Below are 15,565 nucleotides of genomic sequence, written 5' to 3' on the forward strand. Positions count from 1 at the left end.
AGAGCAGGGCCACCGCCAGCATCGACGAGTTGAGGGCGTTGAGCATGGTGCCCAGAACGATGGGGGTGAGGAAGCCGAGCGGCAGGCGGGCGGGGGCGGGGGGAACCGGTTCTCTCGCGGTCCGTGCGGTGCGTAATGCCACGGTTCCCCCTTGGGGACTGTCTAGGTTTCGGACAAGAGGTCGAGGAGCTTGTTCGCGGCGCCGAGGACTTCCCGCTCGACCGGCGTCAGCCGGGTGGCGATGGCCCGTGCGAGCCAGGCGTCGCGCGACTGCCGGTCGGCCGCCACCAGTCGGCTGCCCGCGTCGGTGATCTCCATCAGGACCTGGCGGCCGTCGCGGTCGTGGGGCCGACGGGTGATCAGGCCGCGCTCCTCCAGGGCGGAGAGCTGGCGGGTGAGCGACTGGGGCTGGACGCCCTCATGGGCCGCCAGTTCCTTGGGGCTGAGGGCCCCGACGCGGTCCAGCCGGCTCAGGACCGAGGCGCTGGTGAGCCCCAGGCCGTGGGCGGGGCGTTCCTGGCGCATGCGCCGGCTGAGCGCGGACACGCTGTCGCGGGTCTGTCTGGCCAGATCGATGGTGTCTTGATTGTCTTCCACGAACGAAGCCTAGCTTATAAGCATGGCTTGGTATTTCGTCAACCGCCGCATCGCTTCCTTCCTGACAACTCCCGGGCAACTCCCGGGCGACTCCTGAGCAATTCCCGGGCAACTCCCATGAAATCTGCAAGAAAAGGCAAAGCGTGGCCGGAAAGCGGGGCTCGGATCAGGGTGTGACGCTGCTCGCATTTACTTCGTTGCACTGACCATGTTGTCTAGGGCTCATGATCAATCGCTCCGGCCCCGATCCCCAGGAACACCCAGGGCCCACCGGCGCCCCACTCCCACTCGCCGGCCTGAAGGTCATCGACACCGCCACCCTCTTCGCAGGCCCCTTCGCCGCCACCCTCCTCGGGGACTACGGCGCGGAGGTCATCAAGATCGAACACCCGGACGGCGACCCCGCCCGCCGCTACGGCGCCCAGGCCGACGGCGTCCCCGTGTGGTGGAAGGTCGTGGCCCGCAACAAGCGCTCCGCCACCCTCGACCTCCACACCGACGAGGGCCGGCTGCTCTTCCGCCGCCTGGCGGCCGACGCCGACCTCGTCGTCGAGAACTTCCGCCCCGGCACCCTGGAACGCTGGGGCCTGGACTACGCCACCCTCAGCGCGCACAACCCCCGCCTGGTGCTCCTGCGCATGACCGGCTTCGGCCAGACCGGCCCCTACGCCCACCGCCCCGGCTTCGGCACCGTCGGAGAGGCCATGAGCGGGCTCGCCCACCTCACCGGCAACCCCGACGGACCGCCCACCCTCCCCTCCTTCCCCCTCGCCGACGCGATCGCCGGACTCACCGCGGCCTTCGCCGCGCTCACGGCGCTGCGCGCCCGCGAGCTCACCGGCCGCGGACAGGTCGTCGACCTCTCCATCGTCGAGTCGATGCTCGGCGTACTGGCCGGGCCCCTCACCACCTACGACCTGACCGGCGTCATGCCCACCCGACAGGGCAACCGCTCGCCCAACAACGCGCCGCGCAACGTCTACCGCACCAAGGACGGCCACTGGGTGGCCGTCGCCGCCACGACCGTCTCCGTCGCCGAACGCGTCGTACGCCTGGTGGGCCGCCCCGCACTGGCCGAAGAGCCCTGGTTCGCCACCGGAGCCGGCCGCGCGGCCCACGCCGGCGAACTCGACGCGGCCGTCGGCGGCTGGATCGCCGAGCGCACCCGCGACGAGGCCGTGGACGCCTTCGACCGGGCCCAGGCGGCGATCGGCGCCGTCTACGACTTCGCCGACGTCCTCCAGGACCCGCACATCACCGCCCGCCGCTCCATCGTCTCCGTCCCCGACCCGGAACTGCACGCCATCCGCATGCCGGACGTCGCCTTCAGGCTCTCCGACACCCCCGGCTCCGTACGCTGGGCCGGCCCCCGCCTGGGCGAGCACACCGCCGAGATCCTCGGCGAGCTCGGCGTCGGCGGCGAGGAGCTAGCGGCGCTCGCAGAAAGGGGAGTCATATGAACGCCGCGCTGCACCGCAGCTACCTGTACGTTCCCGCGCACAAGGCCCGCCTGGTGGAGAAGGCGTACGCGAGCGAAGCGGACGCCGTCGTCCTCGACCTGGAGGACGCCGTACCGCCGGCCGGCAAGGAGGCCGCCCGCCGGGCCGCCGCCGAGATCCTGTCCACCACCCCGCCCAAACCGACGTACGTACGGGTCAACTCCCCCACCAGCGGCCTCGCCCGCGACGACGTACGGGCCGTCGCACGGCCCGGCCTCGCAGCCGTCCGGCTGCCCAAGGCCGAACACCCCCAGCAGGTCCGCGAAGCGGCCCGGTGGCTGGAGGAGGCCCACAGCGACGCGGCCTGCAGATCCTCGTCGAATCCGCGCTCGGAGTCGAAGCCCTGAGCGAACTCGCCCGCTCCACGCCGCGCCTGGAACGCATCGGCCTCGGCGAGAACGACCTGCGGGCCGACCTGCGCACCGACTTCGACGGGCCCACCATGGACGCCGCCCGGGTCCGCTGCGTGTTCGTCTCCCGGGCGGCCGGGCTCGTCAGCCCTGCCATGAGCGTCTACCCGCGCCTGGACGACCCCGAGGGGCTGCGACGCTCCTGCCGGGACGGGCTCGGCATGGGCTACCTCGGACGCTTCGCCGTCCACCCCGCCCAGCTCCCCGTCATCAACGAGGTCTTCACGCCCTCCGCGCGAGAAGCCGACGACGCCCGCGCCGTGCTGGCGGCCGCCGCCTCCCGGCCGGACGCCGGATCGTCCGTGTTCGTCACCGAGGACGGCCGGACCGTCGCCCCGCCCCTGCTCGCCCAGGCCCGCGCCGTCCTGGCGATGGCCGAAGCCCTGTCGGCCGGCGCCCGCGCCTCGTGACTCCGGCCGCGTACCCGGCGGACCCGCCCTCCGCGCCGTACCCAGCCCGCCCGTGAAAGGCAACCGATGACCGACGCCCCTCCCGCCCCCACGACCGCGATCGACCCCCTGCTGGCGGCCGTCGCCGCCGGGACCACCGTCCACGACCTCGCCCAGCCCCTGGAGAACGGCATGCCGTGCTCCCCCAACCACCCGGGCTTCCGCATGGCGCTCCTGCGCCGCCACGGCGACGGGACCCGGCCGGACGGAAGCTCGGCCGCCAACGAACTCATCGTCACCGGCGGCCACGTCGGCACCCACATCGACGCGCTGTCCCACGCCTCCCACCACGGCCGGCTCTTCGGCGGCCACGACGCCGCCGCCGCCCAGCAGGGCGGACGCTTCGCCGTCCACGGCATCGACACCGTACCGCCCATGGTCTGCCGCGGCGTCCTCCTCGACGTCGCCGCGGCCCACGGCACCGACGTCCTCGACGCCGGATACGGCATCACCGCCGACGACCTGGCCCACGCCGCAGCCCTCGCCGGCGTCCTCCCCGCCGAACAGGACGTGTGCCTCGTACGCACCGGCTGGGCCCGGCGGTGGAACGACGCCGAGGCGTACATCGGGCAGGAGACCGGCGTTCCCGGCCTCACCGAGTCCGCCGCCGACTGGCTCGCCGACCGCGGGGTACGCGCCATCGGCGCCGACACCACCGCCGTCGAACGGATCCCGCCCGGCCGGGGACACGCGGTGCTGCCGGTCCACCGCACGCTCCTCGTGGACCGCGGCGTCCACCTCATCGAGCACATGAACCTGGATACACTGGCCGCCGCCGGAGCGGCCGAGTTCCTGTTCGTCCTCAGCCCACTGAAGATCACCGGCGGCACCGGTTCCCCGGTCCGGCCCCTCGCCGTCCTCACCGCCGGCGCCGCCACCCCGCGGGAGTCCCGATGACGACCACACGTTCCGGGCCCGCCGCCGAGCCCCTGGTCCACCGCCTCGCCGCCTTCGCCGCCGGGGCCCGCGACCGGGGCCTGCCCGCCCGGCTGCGCGCCGAGGCGGCGGAACGCGTCCTCGACTGCCTGGGCAACAGCCTCCTCGCGCGCGACGAATCCGCCCCGCGGGCCGTCCTGGCCGTCGCCCGCGACTGGGGCGGCACCGGCCCCGCGCACGTCATCGGATCGCACGAGAAGCTGGCCGTGCCGGCGGCCGCCCTCGTCAACGGAACCCTGGCCCACGCCATGGACTTCGACGACTCCCACATGCTGTCCGTCCTGCACCCGAGCGCCGCCGTGATCCCCGCCGCGCTCGCCGTCGCCGAGGCCACCGGCGCCTGCGGGCCGCAACTGCTCGACGCCGTCACCGTCGGCACCGAGGTGTGCATCCGGCTCGGCATCGCCGGCTACGACCCGGACCTCGGGAACTCGCTGTTCTTCGAGCGCGGCCAGCACGCCACCTCCATCTGCGGCACCCTCGGCGCGGCGGTCGCGACCGCCATGCTCCTCGGCGCGGACGAGGACACCATCGGAGCCGCCCTGGGAATCGCCGCGAGCACCGGCGCCGGCCTGCTGGAGGCCAACCGCACCGGCGGCACCGTCAAACGCGTGCACTGCGGCTGGGCGGCCCACGCCGGCGTGGCCGCCGCCCAGTTGGCCCGGGCCGGCATCACCGGACCGCCGACGGTCCTGGAGGGACGGTTCGGCTTCTTCCGGGCGTGGTGCGGCGACCGGGCCCGCCCGGAGGCGGTCCTCGACGGCCTGGGCGAACGCTGGGAGACCAGCGAGATCATCGTCAAGCCGTACCCGTGCAACCACTTCACGCACCCCGGCATCGACGCCGCACTGCGGCTGAGGGCGCTCGGCGTCCGCGGCGAGGACGTCGTCCACGGCGAGCTGCGCGTCCCCACGGCCATGCACCGCACGATCGGCGAACCCGGCCCCGCCAAGGCCACCCCCGCCACCGGCTACGCGGCGGCCTTCTCCGGCCCCTTCACCGTCGCCACCGCCCTCCTCGGCGGCGGCGGACTCGGCGTCTGGTTCGACGACTTCACCGACGCCGCCGCCCACGACCCGGCCCGGCGCACCCTCGCGGGCCTGATCCGCTGCGTGCCCGACCCCGCCCTCGACGCCCTCTTCCCGACCCGGCTGCCGGCCGTACTGCGGGTCGGCACGCGCGACGGGCAGACGCACGAGATCCAGGTCGAAACCAGCAAGGGCGGCCCGGACGCGCCCCTGACCACCACCGAGAAGGAACGCAAGTTCCGCCTGTCGGCCGGCACCGCGCTCCCCCCACGACGCGCCGACGCGGTCCTGCGTGCCGTACGCGCCCTGCCCGAGGGCGGCAGCGCCGCGGGCGTCCTCGCACTCTGCTCCCCGGAAGCCGCGCCGGAGCCCTCACGACCGTCACCGGCGCGACCGCCCGCGGCGTGACCGCCCGTCACGGCCGGAGCACCCCCGTCCGCACCCCCGTCCCCGTCCGCACCCCCACCCCCACCCCGTACACGTGATCCGGGAAAGGACCCGACCCGCCATGTCACCCAGCAGCACCTCGAAGCGCCTCCGCACCCGACTGAACCGCCTCGCCGTAGGCGGCGCGGCCGCCCTGTGCGCCACCGTCCTCGCCGCCGGCACCGCCCTCGCCGCCCCCACCGTGCGGACCGCCGCCGCACTGCCCGGCTTCGGCCTCTACCCGGAGAGCCTCACCCAGGACCCCTCGACCGGCGACCTGTTCGTCTCCGCCTACGGCGACGGCTCCGTCCTGCGCGTGCCGGCCGGCGGAACCCAGGCATCCGTCTTCCTCCCGCCCGGCACGGACGGCCGGACCCACGCGGCAGGAGTCAAGGCCGACGGCTCCGGCCGGCTGTGGGTCTCCGGCGGCACCGACCGATCGGTCACCGTCTACGACGGCACCACCGGCATACGCGTCGCCCGGTTCCACATCCCCTTCGCCTCCGGCGGCGTCAACGACCTCACCTTCGGCCCCGACGGCACCGCCTACCTCACGGACTCGTTCAACCCCGCCGTCTACAGAGTCACCCCCCAGCAGCTGACGGCCGCCCGGACGCAGGGCACCGACACCCCGCTCGATACCTGGCGCGGCCTCACCGGTACCCCCGCCGACTACACGCAGCACTCCGGCATCAACCTCAACGGCATCGCCTACGTCGACGGCGGAGCCCTGCTCACGGCGAACACCACCACCGGCGCCCTGTACAGGATCGCCACCGACACGGGTGAGGTCACCACCGTCCCCGGCGTCTCCCTGCCCAACGCCGATGGCCTCACCTACCGGGACGGCAAGCTCTGGGCAGCCCTCAACCGGACGAACACCCTGGTACGCCTGACCGTGACGCCCGCCGCGCGGTCCGTCGGGCAGGACGCCGTCCTCAGCAGCACCGCGCTGCAGATCCCGACGTCCGTCCTCCGCTCGGGCGACCACCTGCTCGTCACCCGCTCCCAGTACGACAAGGGCGGTCCCTTCGGCGCGGGAACGCCCGTCCCCTTCACGCTCGCCGAGGTCGACGGCTTCTGACCCGCCGTTCCGTCAGGCGGCCCCCGGCTCCGGCCGGCACAGCCGGCGGCGCAGCACGCCGGCGAACGGGGCCAGGCCCGCGCACCCCAGCGCGAGGCCGCCGCCGGCGAAGACGACGGGGTTGACCCAGCCCGGCACCTGCTCGGTGGCGTCGGGGTCCCCCGGGTACTCCTCGCACACGACCGACACCGGGACCACCGACCGCGTGACGAGCCGGCTCTCGGGCACCGACTGGTCCTGGAACATCCGGCTCACCCGGCCGTTGCAGACGGACGAGGGATCGGTGGGGTCGAAGCCGGTCAGGTGCCCGGACAGGAACGCCAGACCCGCGCAGAACAGCGGGGTGACGGCGGCCTGGACGAGCACCCAGGGGTGCAGGAGGGGTGCGGCCGAGCGCAGCCGCACGGCGGCCGCCATGTGCACGGCGAGCGTCACCATGGAGGTGAGCCCCACCACCAGCACCGCCAGCCCGACAAAAACGATCATGAAAGGCAGGGACGCAGGACCACCGCACCGCGGTTCCCGAGGCGACGGGGGAGTGCCGTTCTCAGCGGAGGCGGACCGCGATGGCCGCGACCGGGCAGGCCCGTGCGGCTTCGCGCACCAGGGGGTCGCCGTTGCCGTCCTCCCGGCCCGGCAGCACCTCGCTCAGTCCGTCGTCCCCCTGGGTGAACACCTCCGGGGCCGTCAGGGCGCACTGGCCCGCCCCGATGCAGCGGCCGGTGTCGATCGCGATGTGGACGGGACGCACGGCGCTCACCAGGCCACGGGGAGCTGGACGATGCCCTGGATGGTGTCGCCCGGCTTGAACGGGATCTCCTGCGCGGGTGCGTCCAGCCGCAGCCCGGGAAGCCGGGTGATCAGGGTGCCCAAGGCGATCTCCATCTCGGCGCGCGCCAGGTTCTGCCCGAGGCACTGGTGGATGCCGAAGCCGAAGCCGACGTGGTGGCGCGCCGAGCGCTGCCAGTCGAGCACGTCGGGGTGCGGGTAGAGGCTCTCGTCGCGGTTGACGAGGGAGAGGGAGAAGACCACGCCGTCGTCCTTGCGGATCGTCTCCCCCGCGATCTCGATGTCCTCGACGGCGACGCGCAGCATGCCCTCGACGATGGACAGGTACCTCATCAGCTCCTCGACGGCCGTCGGTACGAGCGCGGGGTCCGCCCGCAGCTCGGCCAGGCGCTCGGGGTGCTCCAGCAGGGTGTAGGTGCCCAGCGAGACCATGTTGGCCGTGGTCTCGTGTCCCGCGATGAGCAGGATGAACGCCAGCCCCGCCAGTTCACCGGCGTCGAAGGCGCCCACGGCGGTCTGCTCGCGGATGATGTCGTCGAGCACGCCCTCGCCCGGCTCCGCCTGCTTGGCCTCGATCAGCGCCCGCAGGTAGTCCTCCAGCCGGTCCCTCGCGTCCTCCACGTCGGACAGCTCGGGACCGCGCAGCAGCCGGCGCGACTGCTCCTCGAAGAAGGCGTGGTCCGCGTACGGCACGCCGAGCATGGAGCAGATGACCTTCGACGGCATCGGCAGGGCGAAGTCGCCCACCAGTTCCGCCTTCGGGCCCTTGGCGATCATGTCGTCGATCAGCTGGTCGACGATCTCCTGGATCCGCGGACGCATCGCGTGGGTGCGCTTGAGCGTGAAGCCCGGGATCAGGAGCCGGCGCTGGCGGTTGTGCTCGGGGTCGTCGACGCCCAGCAGCGGCGTGCGTCGACGCAGCAGCCCGACGTAGCGCTCGGAGGGCACGGGGAACGCCTCGTTCTCGCTGTCGCTGGACAGCCGCGCGTCCCCCAGCAGCGCCCTCGCGGCGGCGTGTCCGGTCACCGCCCACACCGAGCGGCCGTCGAAGAACCGCACCCGCTCGAGCGGGGCGCCGCCCCGGAGCGGGTCGTAGGCGGCCGGCGGGTGGTAGGGGCAGGTGCGGTCCTTGGGGAACGCGACGGGCTCGCTCATCAGGCATCCTCACGCAGGCGGACGGCGGGCGGCACACCCGCCGCCCGCAGCGTGACCGGCACCGGCTGCGTAGCGCTGAAGCGGGACGGGTCGGGCGGCCGGTTCGGACGGCGAGGACCGCGACGACGGCGTGGTTCCTCCTACGGCCCGCTGCGGCCGGGAGCCAGCCGTTCGACCGCGACGAGTGCCGCGTCGTCGCCGAGGTGGCCGCCCGCGTACGACCGCAGGTCCGCGCGCAGACGGTCGAGCAGGGTCGGCGGGTCGTCCTGGGCCCAGGCCGTGAGCCGCTCGGCCAGGGGGTAGAAGGCGCGCGAGTCGTCGCGGGCCTCGACGACCCCGTCCGTGTAGAGCAGGAGCACGTCGCCGACGTCGAAGGGGAACGTCGCCACCGTCGCATCGGCGGTCAGGACGTCCGCGAGTCCCAGCGGCGGCCTCGCCTCGGCCGTGTCGAGGGGGATCACCCGTCCCCGTCTCAGGAGCAGCGGCGGCGGGTGCCCGCAGTTCACGAGTCGTACCACCGGCTCGCGGTCGGGGATGTCCAGCACCAGCGCGGTGACGAAGGCCTCGTCCGCGCCGTCGGCCGGCCCACCGGGACCGGGTCCCGGGTCCGCGGCGCTCCGCGGCTCCCCGGCCGAGCCGACGCCCTCCTCCAGGTGCCCGACCAGCTCCGGCAGCTCCTGCTCACGCCGCGCGGTGACCCGGAAGGCGCCCAGGACCAGAGACGCCTCGCTGATGGCGTCGAGCCCCTTGCCCCGGGCGTCCCCGATCAGCAGCCGGGTCCCGGAGGCCGTACGGGCCGCCGCGTACAGGTCGCCTCCCATCTGCGCCTCCTCCTCCGCCGCCAGGTAGACGGAGGCGATGTGCAGCGGTCCCGCCCGGTGGGGGAGGGGGCGCAGGACGACGCTCTGGGCCGCGTGGGCGATGGTGCGCAGCCGCGCCACCCTGGTCTCGTCGCGCTCCCGCAGATGGGCGAAGAAGGTGACGATGACCGAGATCAGAACCAACGCGATGATCTGGTAGGTGTGGTTGAGGTCGGTGAGGCTCGTCCGGACGACCGCCACCACCGACTGGGCCAGCACCGCGACCGCGCCCACGAAGGCCGTCATGCGCGGCCCCGCGAACGAGGCCGCCACCGCGGGCGCGGCGATCAGGAACGGCCCCAGGTGCACCTCGGGCGGCGACAGGACGTCCACCGTGGTGACGGCCGCGATCAGTGCGAAGGGCACGACGAGCAGCAGTCGTCCGCCGCGCCGGGAAGAGGAGGGGGCGAGGGGCCGCGGGCGGGCATCCATGCGAAAGGCATACATCACGCGACGGCCGATGTCCTGGCGCCGGGCCGTGCGCCACCTCTGGCCGGCGGCGGCGCGGCCACTGGCCAGGAGCAGCCGTCGGCCAACCCCGCGGAACGGAACGGTCCCCGGGAAGGGGGAGCGGAGCGTACCCGCGCGCCGGAGGCCGGTCAGTCCAGGACGGCGGTGGCCTCGACCTCGACCAGGTGTTCGGGAACGTCCAGTGCGGCCACACCGATCAGTGTCGCCGGCGGCACCGGCGTGACGCCCAGCTTCGCTGCCGCCCGAGCGATCCCGTCCATGAGGGCGGGCATCTTGTCGGGAGTCCAGTCGACGACGTGGACGGTCAGCTTCGCCACGTCGTGGAAGGTCCCGCCGACCGCCGCGAGGGCGGTGGCGACGTTGAGGTAGCACTGCTCGACCTGGGCGGCCAGGTCGCCCTCGCCGGCCGCCGTCGCCCCGTCGGCGCCCCAGGCGACCTGCCCGGCGATGAAGACGATCCTGGAGCCGGACGCGACCGCGACGTGACGGTAGGCGTCGACGGTGGGCAACCCGTCGGGGTTCACCAGGGTGATGGCCATGTTCGGGCCTCTCGTAGTCTCTTGTGGTTACCCAGGAACCGTAGGAGAGTGACCGTTGATGTGGAAGAACGCACTTTTCGGTGACTGGGGAACCTCGTGGTGACCAAGCAGCTCAAGGACTCGGGCACGGCCGGGGACGAGGCCGACGTGACACGGGCGGACTCCCTGGCGCGGGAGATCTTCTCCGACATCGCCAACAAGTGGGCGCTCCTGATCATCGAAGCGGTGGGCGACCGCACCCTGCGGTTCACCGAACTGCGCGACGAGGTCGACGGCATCAGCCACAAGATGCTCACCCAGAACCTGCGCCTGCTGGAGCGCAACGGCCTGGTCGGCCGGACCGTCCACCCCACCGTGCCGCCGCGTGTCGAGTACACCCTCACCGAGCCGGGCCGGGCCCTGCGGTCGACGGTCGACGCCATGTGCGACTGGACCCACCGCTACCTCGCCGACATCGAGACCGCCCGCCAACGCTTCGACACCCCCTGACGACGACCCGACTCGACCCGACGCCGGCCCGTCATCCGTGAGCTCGGACGACGGGCCGGGTGGTGGGGGTCGGCACGGCCGGATCAGCCCCAGTCGGGGCCCGGTGCCCGGTGGAGGGTGATCAGGAGGCGCCAGACGCGGCCCGTGATCTCGGCGGGGGTGGCTTCGATGAGGCCGTGCAGCCAGTCGGCGAGGACCCCGGCGAAGGTCGCTGCGACGGCGGAGGCGATCAGGTCGGGCTCCGGGGCGCCGGCCAGGGTGCGTTCGGCGCGGCTGCGGGCGCGCAGGTCCTGGTGGAGGACGAGGCCGAGCGGTCCGCCGCCGCCCGGGCGCAGCAACTCCCGGTAGAGGCCGCCGTGCTGGGGGAGCGCGTCGAAGAAGGCGGTCAGGGCCGGCGGCGGTGCGGCGGGGTCGGGGACGCCGCGCCAGGCGTGCAGGGCGTCCACGGCCTCGCGGACGATCTCGGCGCAGGCGTCGACGGACAGCGCCTCCAGGTCGGCGTAGTGGAGGTAGAACGTGGCCCGGCCGACCCCGGCCCGGCGGACCAGGGCCGCGACGCTGACCGCCTCCAGCGGGCGGCTCGCGCACTCCTCCAGCAGGGCCGTCCGCAGCTTGGCCCGGGTCCGTTCCGTACGGGGGTCTTCCGGCATGCCGCCTACCCTGCCAGCAGGACGGCGCCGAGTGCCAACGCGCCGGGCAGCGCCTGGGCGAGCAGGATGCGCCGGTTGGCCGTGAGCCCCCCGTACACCCCCGCGACCAGCACGCAGCCGAGGAAGAACACCCGGACCTGGAACCCGGTCGGGTCGGAGGCGAACAGGCCCCAGAGCAGGCCGGCGGCCAGGAAGCCGTTGTAGAGGCCCTGGTTCGCCGCGAGCGGCGCGGTGGCGCGGGCCAGTTCCGCGTCGAACCCCGAGAGCCCGCGGCCGGGTGCCCGCTCCCACAGGAACATCTCCAGCACCAGGATGTACGCGTGCAGTGCGGCCACCAGGCCCACCAGTACGGTCGCGGTCGTCTCCATGGATCAGTCCCTCCTTGAGAAGTCATGCCTAGATGGACAGGTGTACAGGATGCATGGACACCTGTCCACCAGGCGTGAATCACCTCGCGCATGGGTCAGGCGGGCGGGACCAGGCGGTTCTCGTGGGCGAAGACCACGGCCTGGATCCGGTCGCGGAGTCCCAGCTTGAGCAGGACCCGCCCCAGATGGGACTTCACGGTCGCCTCCGCGAGGGACAGGGCGGCCGCGATCTCGGCGTTGGAGAGGCCGCGACCGACCTCGACGAGCACCTCCCGCTCACGGGCGCTGAGCCGGCCCAACCGCTCGTCGCGGACGGCGACGGCGGCGCCCCCGTCGGCCAGCCGCGGACGGAAGTCCTCCAGCAGGCGCCGGGTGATCCGCGGGGAGAGCACCGCGTCGCCCGCCGCGACGTTGCGGATCGCGGTGAGCAGCTCCTCGGGCCGGGTGTTCTTCAGCAGGAAGCCCGAGGCCCCGGCGCCGAGCGCGGCGAAGGCGTACGCGTCCACGTCGAAGGTGGTCAGGATCAGCACCCGGCTCCCCGGCGAGACCCCGACGACCTGCCGGGTCGCCTCGATCCCGTCCGTCCCGGGCATCCGGACGTCCATCAGCACGACGTCGGGCCGCAGCTCCCGCGCGAGCCGGACGGCCTCGGCGCCGTCCGCGGCCTCGCCGACCGGCGCCATGTCGGGCTGGGCCTCCAGGACCATGCGGAAGGCCATCCGGAGCAGCGCCTCGTCGTCGGCGATCACGATGCGGATCGTCATACGGCGCCCGTCCCGCCGCTGCCCAGCAGGAGCCGGGTCCGCACGCCCCAGCCGCCGCCCGGCAGCGGTCCGGCCCGCAGCGTCCCCCCGTAGGCGGCCGCGCGCTCGCGCATGCCGGGGATGCCGTGGCCGGACGACGGTGCGGCGGCGGCGGAAAAGGCCGCCGGGCAGGGGCTGCTGTCGGTGACCTCCACGCCGACGCTCCCGGCCGAGCACTCGACCAGGACCGTCGCGCGGGTACCTTCGGGGGCGTGCTTGAGGGTGTTGGTCAGCGCTTCCTGCACCAGGCGGTAGACGGTGAGCTGCGCGGAGGCCGGCACACGGGCGTGCCCGCCGCGGACCTCCAGGCCGGTCGGCAGCCCGGCGGCGGCCATCTGGTCGGCGAGCACCGCCAGCTGGGCGATGCCGGGCAGCGGGTGGCGCTCGGCGTCCGGCTCGTCGGCCCGCAGGACGCCCAGCGAGCGGCGCATGTCGGTGAGGGCCTGCCGGCCCGTCTCGGAGATCTGCAGCATCGCGGCGGTGGCCCGGTCCGGGGACCGGTGCTGCGCGTAGACGGCGGCGTCGGTGAGCGCGACCATGACGGACAGGTTGTGGGTGACGATGTCGTGCATCTCGCGCGCGATCCGGGCCCGCTCCTCCGCGACGGCCAGCAGCGCCTGCTGCTCCTGGTGCAGCACCAGCCGTTCGGCCCGCTCCTGCACGGCGGCGAGGTAGGCCCGGCCGGTCCGCACGTTCACCCCGAGGACGGCCGCGGCGACCACCGTCGCGGAAAGCGCGACGAACGGGGTCAGGAACGCGCCGTCCGATGCCCAGCGCAGGCAGGCCGACACGGCCCCGCCCTCCACCACGGCGGCGGCGAGCAGCGTGCCGCGCCGGCCCGTGTGCGCGGCCGCCGTGTACAGGGCCACCAGCAGGGCGACGTCCGCGGGCAGTTGGACGTCCACCAGCCACTGGACGGAGGCCGCGGCCACGACGGCGGCGAACACCGCGAGCGGGGCCCGGCGCCGCCACACCAGGGGCAGCGCCAGGGCGGCGGTGAGCGCCGCCGCCACCGGCAGCTCCCGGGCCGGGTAGGTGGCCACGACGTGGAGCAGGAGCAGCGCCGGCAGCACCGAGTCCCACACCAGGGGCGGTACCCGGTCCCGGTGGCGCACCGTCACACCGTCACACCTCTCCGCCGTTCGGCCGTCGTGGCGGCCGGGCCCGGCCGGGCCGCCACCGCGTACAGCCGCAGCCTAGGCCGCGGGTCCGCGCCGCACATGAGCCCGCCGTCGGAACCGCACGGGCCCGGGTACGACCACAGGATGACGCCCGCCACCTCCCGCGGTCGCAGGCCGGCCGCCGGTCCGGGGTGCCAGGTTGCCACCCGGGTCGCACCGCGGCCCGCGCCGGTTGCCATCCCGGTCGCAGTCGGCGGCGACCCGGGGCCGATGCGGCGGCGCGGGCCCGGCGCCGAGCATGGCCGGGTGACCGAAACCGTCCCGGGGCTGTGCCTGCCCCTGTCCATGTCCCTGCCGCTGTCCGTGTCCCTGCCGCTGTCCCCGTCCCTGCCCCTGTCCGTGTCCCTTCCGGAAGTCCTCGTCCTGCTGGGCGCCGTCGCGCTGCTGGTGGCGCGCTGGCTCCCCCCGGCCGCCCGCCGGCCCGGCACGCTCGCGGCCGGGGCGCTCCTCGTACCGTCGGCGATCGTGCTGGGCGTCGTGGGGATCCGCTGGCAGATGCTGCCGGTCCTGGCCGGGGCCGCCGTCGCCTCGGCGTTCGCCCTCCCGCCCCTGCTGCGGCGCCGTACCGGCCGTCCGGCACGGCGGGTCCGTTGGTGGCTGGCCCTGCCGGGATCGCTGGCCTGCGCCGGCCTGATCGCCACCGGCCCGGTGGCGGCCTGGGCCTTCCCCGTGCCCGTCTTCCCCGAGCCGACGGGCGACTTCGCGGTCGGCACCCGGGTGCTCCAGTGGACCGACCCGCTCCGCCCCGAGAGCTTCACCGCCGACCCCGACGACCGGCGCACCGTCGTGGTCCAGCTCTGGTACCCGGCCCGGAAGAGCCCCGCCGGCGTCCCCCGCGCCCAGTACCTGGGACGTACGCAGGACGAGGCGCGGACCGTCTCCGGGGCCCTCGCCGACGGCGCCGGCCTGCCCGGCTTCCTGGTCGACGGCGTCGCAAGGGCCCGTAGCCGCGCGGTCGTCGACGCCCCGGTGGCCGGCGGGGGAGAGCGGTTCCCGGTCGTCCTCTTCTCCCCGGGGTCGGGCGGGGTGCGGTCCCAGAACACCGCCTGGGCGGAGGAGCTGGCCAGCCACGGCTATCTCGTGGCGGCCCTCGACCACCCGTACGACTCCAGCGTCGTCGTCCTCGCCGACGGCCGCACGATCCGCGCCACCACCGCCTCCTCCGGGGACCGCGACAGGGACGAGGAGCTGGCCGTCGGCTGGACCGCCGTCCGGGCGGCCGACCTCGGCTTCGTCCTCACCCGGCTGGAGCGACTGGACCGCGGTGAGACCGGTGAGACCGGTGAGACCGGCGGGACCAGTGGGACCGCCGACCCGCTGACCGGACGCCTGGACACCGGCCGCGCCGCCGTGACCGGCCACTCCCTGGGCGGAGCCGCCGCCCTGCAGGCGGCCCGGCAGGACCACCGGTTCGACGCCGTGGTCGACCTGGACGGCTACCCCCACGGCCCCACCGCGCCCGCCCTCGCGCAGCCGGCGCTCGCGCTCACCCAGGAGATCACCGCCGGCACCGACCCGCGCTACCTGCCCCGGCTCACCGAGGCCCTCCAGCACAACACCGCGACGAGCCACCGGCTCACCGTCCCCGGCGCCGGGCACCTCACCTTCATGGACGGCCCGCTCTACCTGCCGCCGGTGCCCTCGATCGTCGGCACCCTGGGCCGCGCCGAGAGCCCGCGCCTCGTCGCCGCGGCCACCCTCGCCTTCCTGGACGCCACCCTGCGGGGCCGCCCCGGCGACCCGGCCGACACCCTCCGGTCCTACGGCACGGTCTCGACGTCCGGGGCCCGGGGAACCGCGACGCCGGCCCCGTGACCGGCCTTACGCGCCC

At 74.4% G+C, this 15,565-nt stretch carries 18 protein-coding genes; 8 read left to right on the forward strand and 10 right to left on the reverse strand.

Annotation, left to right across the window (positions count from 1 at the left end; translation table 11 throughout):
- Positions 1–162: 162 nt before the first annotated feature.
- A complete protein-coding gene (locus tag SSNG_RS34485; protein WP_007268599.1) occupies positions 163–597 on the reverse strand; it encodes a MarR family transcriptional regulator in 435 nt (144 codons plus the stop codon).
- Positions 598–821: 224 nt separating this feature from the next.
- Here SSNG_RS34485 and SSNG_RS34490 point away from each other — a divergent pair, with 224 nt between their 5' ends.
- From SSNG_RS34490 to SSNG_RS38400, 6 genes are all read left to right on the forward strand, one after another.
- Complete coding sequence (locus SSNG_RS34490; protein ID WP_007268600.1) at positions 822–2,057, forward strand: CoA transferase; 1,236 nt, start codon at positions 822–824, stop codon at positions 2,055–2,057.
- A complete protein-coding gene (locus SSNG_RS45060; RefSeq protein WP_277752176.1) occupies positions 2,054–2,443 on the forward strand; it encodes an aldolase/citrate lyase family protein in 390 nt (129 codons plus the stop codon). The genes SSNG_RS34490 and SSNG_RS45060 overlap by 4 nt, the downstream gene beginning before the upstream one ends.
- Complete coding sequence (locus SSNG_RS45065) at positions 2,371–2,916, forward strand: aldolase/citrate lyase family protein (protein ID WP_277752177.1); 546 nt, start codon at positions 2,371–2,373, stop codon at positions 2,914–2,916. Before SSNG_RS45060 ends, SSNG_RS45065 begins: the two co-directional genes overlap by 73 nt.
- A gap of 66 nt (positions 2,917–2,982) precedes the next feature.
- Positions 2,983–3,852 (forward strand): cyclase family protein, encoded by an 870-nt coding sequence (locus SSNG_RS34500; protein ID WP_042804635.1) that lies wholly within the window; start codon positions 2,983–2,985, stop codon positions 3,850–3,852.
- A complete protein-coding gene (locus SSNG_RS34505; protein WP_007268603.1) occupies positions 3,849–5,327 on the forward strand; it encodes an MmgE/PrpD family protein in 1,479 nt (492 codons plus the stop codon). The genes SSNG_RS34500 and SSNG_RS34505 overlap by 4 nt, the downstream gene beginning before the upstream one ends.
- Before the next feature lie 100 nt (positions 5,328–5,427).
- Positions 5,428–6,429 carry a hypothetical protein gene (locus SSNG_RS38400; RefSeq protein ID WP_050780013.1) on the forward strand — a complete coding sequence of 334 codons (1,002 nt, stop codon included), beginning with the start codon at positions 5,428–5,430 and terminating at the stop codon, positions 6,427–6,429.
- A gap of 12 nt (positions 6,430–6,441) precedes the next feature.
- On the opposite strand, the gene SSNG_RS34515 is transcribed toward SSNG_RS38400, so the two are convergent.
- The 5 genes from SSNG_RS34515 to SSNG_RS34535 all read right to left on the reverse strand — a co-directional run bounded on the left by SSNG_RS34515 (position 6,442) and on the right by SSNG_RS34535 (position 10,243).
- A complete protein-coding gene (locus tag SSNG_RS34515; RefSeq protein WP_007268605.1) occupies positions 6,442–6,915 on the reverse strand; it encodes a hypothetical protein in 474 nt (157 codons plus the stop codon).
- 61 nt (positions 6,916–6,976) lie between these two features.
- Complete coding sequence (locus SSNG_RS34520) at positions 6,977–7,189, reverse strand: ferredoxin (RefSeq protein ID WP_007268606.1); 213 nt, start codon at positions 7,187–7,189, stop codon at positions 6,977–6,979.
- Positions 7,186–8,373, reverse strand: a complete 1,188-nt coding sequence (locus SSNG_RS34525; protein ID WP_007268607.1) for a cytochrome P450 — start codon at positions 8,371–8,373, stop codon at positions 7,186–7,188. The genes SSNG_RS34520 and SSNG_RS34525 overlap by 4 nt, the downstream gene beginning before the upstream one ends.
- Positions 8,374–8,513: 140 nt before the next feature.
- Positions 8,514–9,665 carry a PP2C family protein-serine/threonine phosphatase gene (locus SSNG_RS34530; RefSeq protein ID WP_007268608.1) on the reverse strand — a complete coding sequence of 384 codons (1,152 nt, stop codon included), beginning with the start codon at positions 9,663–9,665 and terminating at the stop codon, positions 8,514–8,516.
- A gap of 167 nt (positions 9,666–9,832) precedes the next feature.
- Positions 9,833–10,243: a RidA family protein gene (locus tag SSNG_RS34535; RefSeq protein ID WP_007268609.1), complete on the reverse strand. Its 411-nt coding sequence runs from the start codon at positions 10,241–10,243 to the stop codon at positions 9,833–9,835.
- Positions 10,244–10,339: 96 nt separating this feature from the next.
- Here SSNG_RS34535 and SSNG_RS34540 point away from each other — a divergent pair, with 96 nt between their 5' ends.
- Entirely contained in the window at positions 10,340–10,732 is a 393-nt protein-coding gene (locus SSNG_RS34540) for a helix-turn-helix domain-containing protein (protein WP_007268610.1), read from the forward strand.
- 83 nt (positions 10,733–10,815) lie between these two features.
- Here the strand turns inward: SSNG_RS34540 and SSNG_RS34545 are convergent, their stop codons facing one another.
- The 4 genes from SSNG_RS34545 to SSNG_RS45070 all read right to left on the reverse strand — a co-directional run bounded on the left by SSNG_RS34545 (position 10,816) and on the right by SSNG_RS45070 (position 13,674).
- Positions 10,816–11,382, reverse strand: coding sequence for a TetR/AcrR family transcriptional regulator (locus SSNG_RS34545; RefSeq protein WP_007268611.1), 567 nt, complete (start codon positions 11,380–11,382; stop codon positions 10,816–10,818).
- A 5-nt stretch (positions 11,383–11,387) separates the two neighbouring features.
- The gene (locus SSNG_RS34550) at positions 11,388–11,750 is read right to left on the reverse strand and encodes a DUF1304 domain-containing protein (protein WP_007268612.1); all 363 of its coding nucleotides are present in this window, start codon (positions 11,748–11,750) and stop codon (positions 11,388–11,390) included.
- A 95-nt stretch (positions 11,751–11,845) separates the two neighbouring features.
- Entirely contained in the window at positions 11,846–12,514 is a 669-nt protein-coding gene (locus SSNG_RS34555; RefSeq protein ID WP_007268613.1) for a response regulator transcription factor, read from the reverse strand.
- On the reverse strand, positions 12,511–13,674 hold the full coding sequence (locus tag SSNG_RS45070) for a histidine kinase (protein ID WP_007268614.1): 1,164 nt from the start codon (positions 13,672–13,674) through the stop codon (positions 12,511–12,513). The genes SSNG_RS34555 and SSNG_RS45070 overlap by 4 nt, the downstream gene beginning before the upstream one ends.
- A gap of 270 nt (positions 13,675–13,944) precedes the next feature.
- Between SSNG_RS45070 and SSNG_RS34565 the strand changes: the two genes are divergently transcribed.
- On the forward strand, positions 13,945–15,549 hold the full coding sequence (locus SSNG_RS34565; protein WP_050780015.1) for a hypothetical protein: 1,605 nt from the start codon (positions 13,945–13,947) through the stop codon (positions 15,547–15,549).
- Positions 15,550–15,565: the final 16 nt, after the last annotated feature.

It is taken from the genome of Streptomyces sp. C, from assembly GCF_000158895.1.
GTDB lineage: Bacteria > Actinomycetota > Actinomycetes > Streptomycetales > Streptomycetaceae > Streptomyces > Streptomyces racemochromogenes.

Bases quoted from the DNA above. Each gene is read 5' to 3' on its own strand.
- SSNG_RS34490 (WP_007268600.1), top strand. From the start codon at position 822: ATGATCAATCGCTCCGGCCCCGATCCCCAGGAACACCCAGGGCCCACC.
- SSNG_RS45060 (WP_277752176.1), top strand. From the start codon at position 2,054: ATGAACGCCGCGCTGCACCGCAGCTACCTGTACGTTCCCGCGCACAAG.
- SSNG_RS34500 (WP_042804635.1), top strand. From the start codon at position 2,983: ATGACCGACGCCCCTCCCGCCCCCACGACCGCGATCGACCCCCTGCTG.
- SSNG_RS34505 (WP_007268603.1), top strand. From the start codon at position 3,849: ATGACGACCACACGTTCCGGGCCCGCCGCCGAGCCCCTGGTCCACCGC.
- SSNG_RS38400 (WP_050780013.1), top strand. From the start codon at position 5,428: ATGTCACCCAGCAGCACCTCGAAGCGCCTCCGCACCCGACTGAACCGC.
- SSNG_RS34515 (WP_007268605.1), bottom strand. From the start codon at position 6,915: ATGATCGTTTTTGTCGGGCTGGCGGTGCTGGTGGTGGGGCTCACCTCC.
- SSNG_RS34525 (WP_007268607.1), bottom strand. From the start codon at position 8,373: ATGAGCGAGCCCGTCGCGTTCCCCAAGGACCGCACCTGCCCCTACCAC.
- SSNG_RS34530 (WP_007268608.1), bottom strand. From the start codon at position 9,665: ATGGATGCCCGCCCGCGGCCCCTCGCCCCCTCCTCTTCCCGGCGCGGC.
- SSNG_RS34535 (WP_007268609.1), bottom strand. From the start codon at position 10,243: ATGGCCATCACCCTGGTGAACCCCGACGGGTTGCCCACCGTCGACGCC.
- SSNG_RS34545 (WP_007268611.1), bottom strand. From the start codon at position 11,382: ATGCCGGAAGACCCCCGTACGGAACGGACCCGGGCCAAGCTGCGGACG.
- SSNG_RS34550 (WP_007268612.1), bottom strand. From the start codon at position 11,750: ATGGAGACGACCGCGACCGTACTGGTGGGCCTGGTGGCCGCACTGCAC.
- SSNG_RS34555 (WP_007268613.1), bottom strand. From the start codon at position 12,514: ATGACGATCCGCATCGTGATCGCCGACGACGAGGCGCTGCTCCGGATG.
- SSNG_RS34565 (WP_050780015.1), top strand. From the start codon at position 13,945: ATGCGGCGGCGCGGGCCCGGCGCCGAGCATGGCCGGGTGACCGAAACC.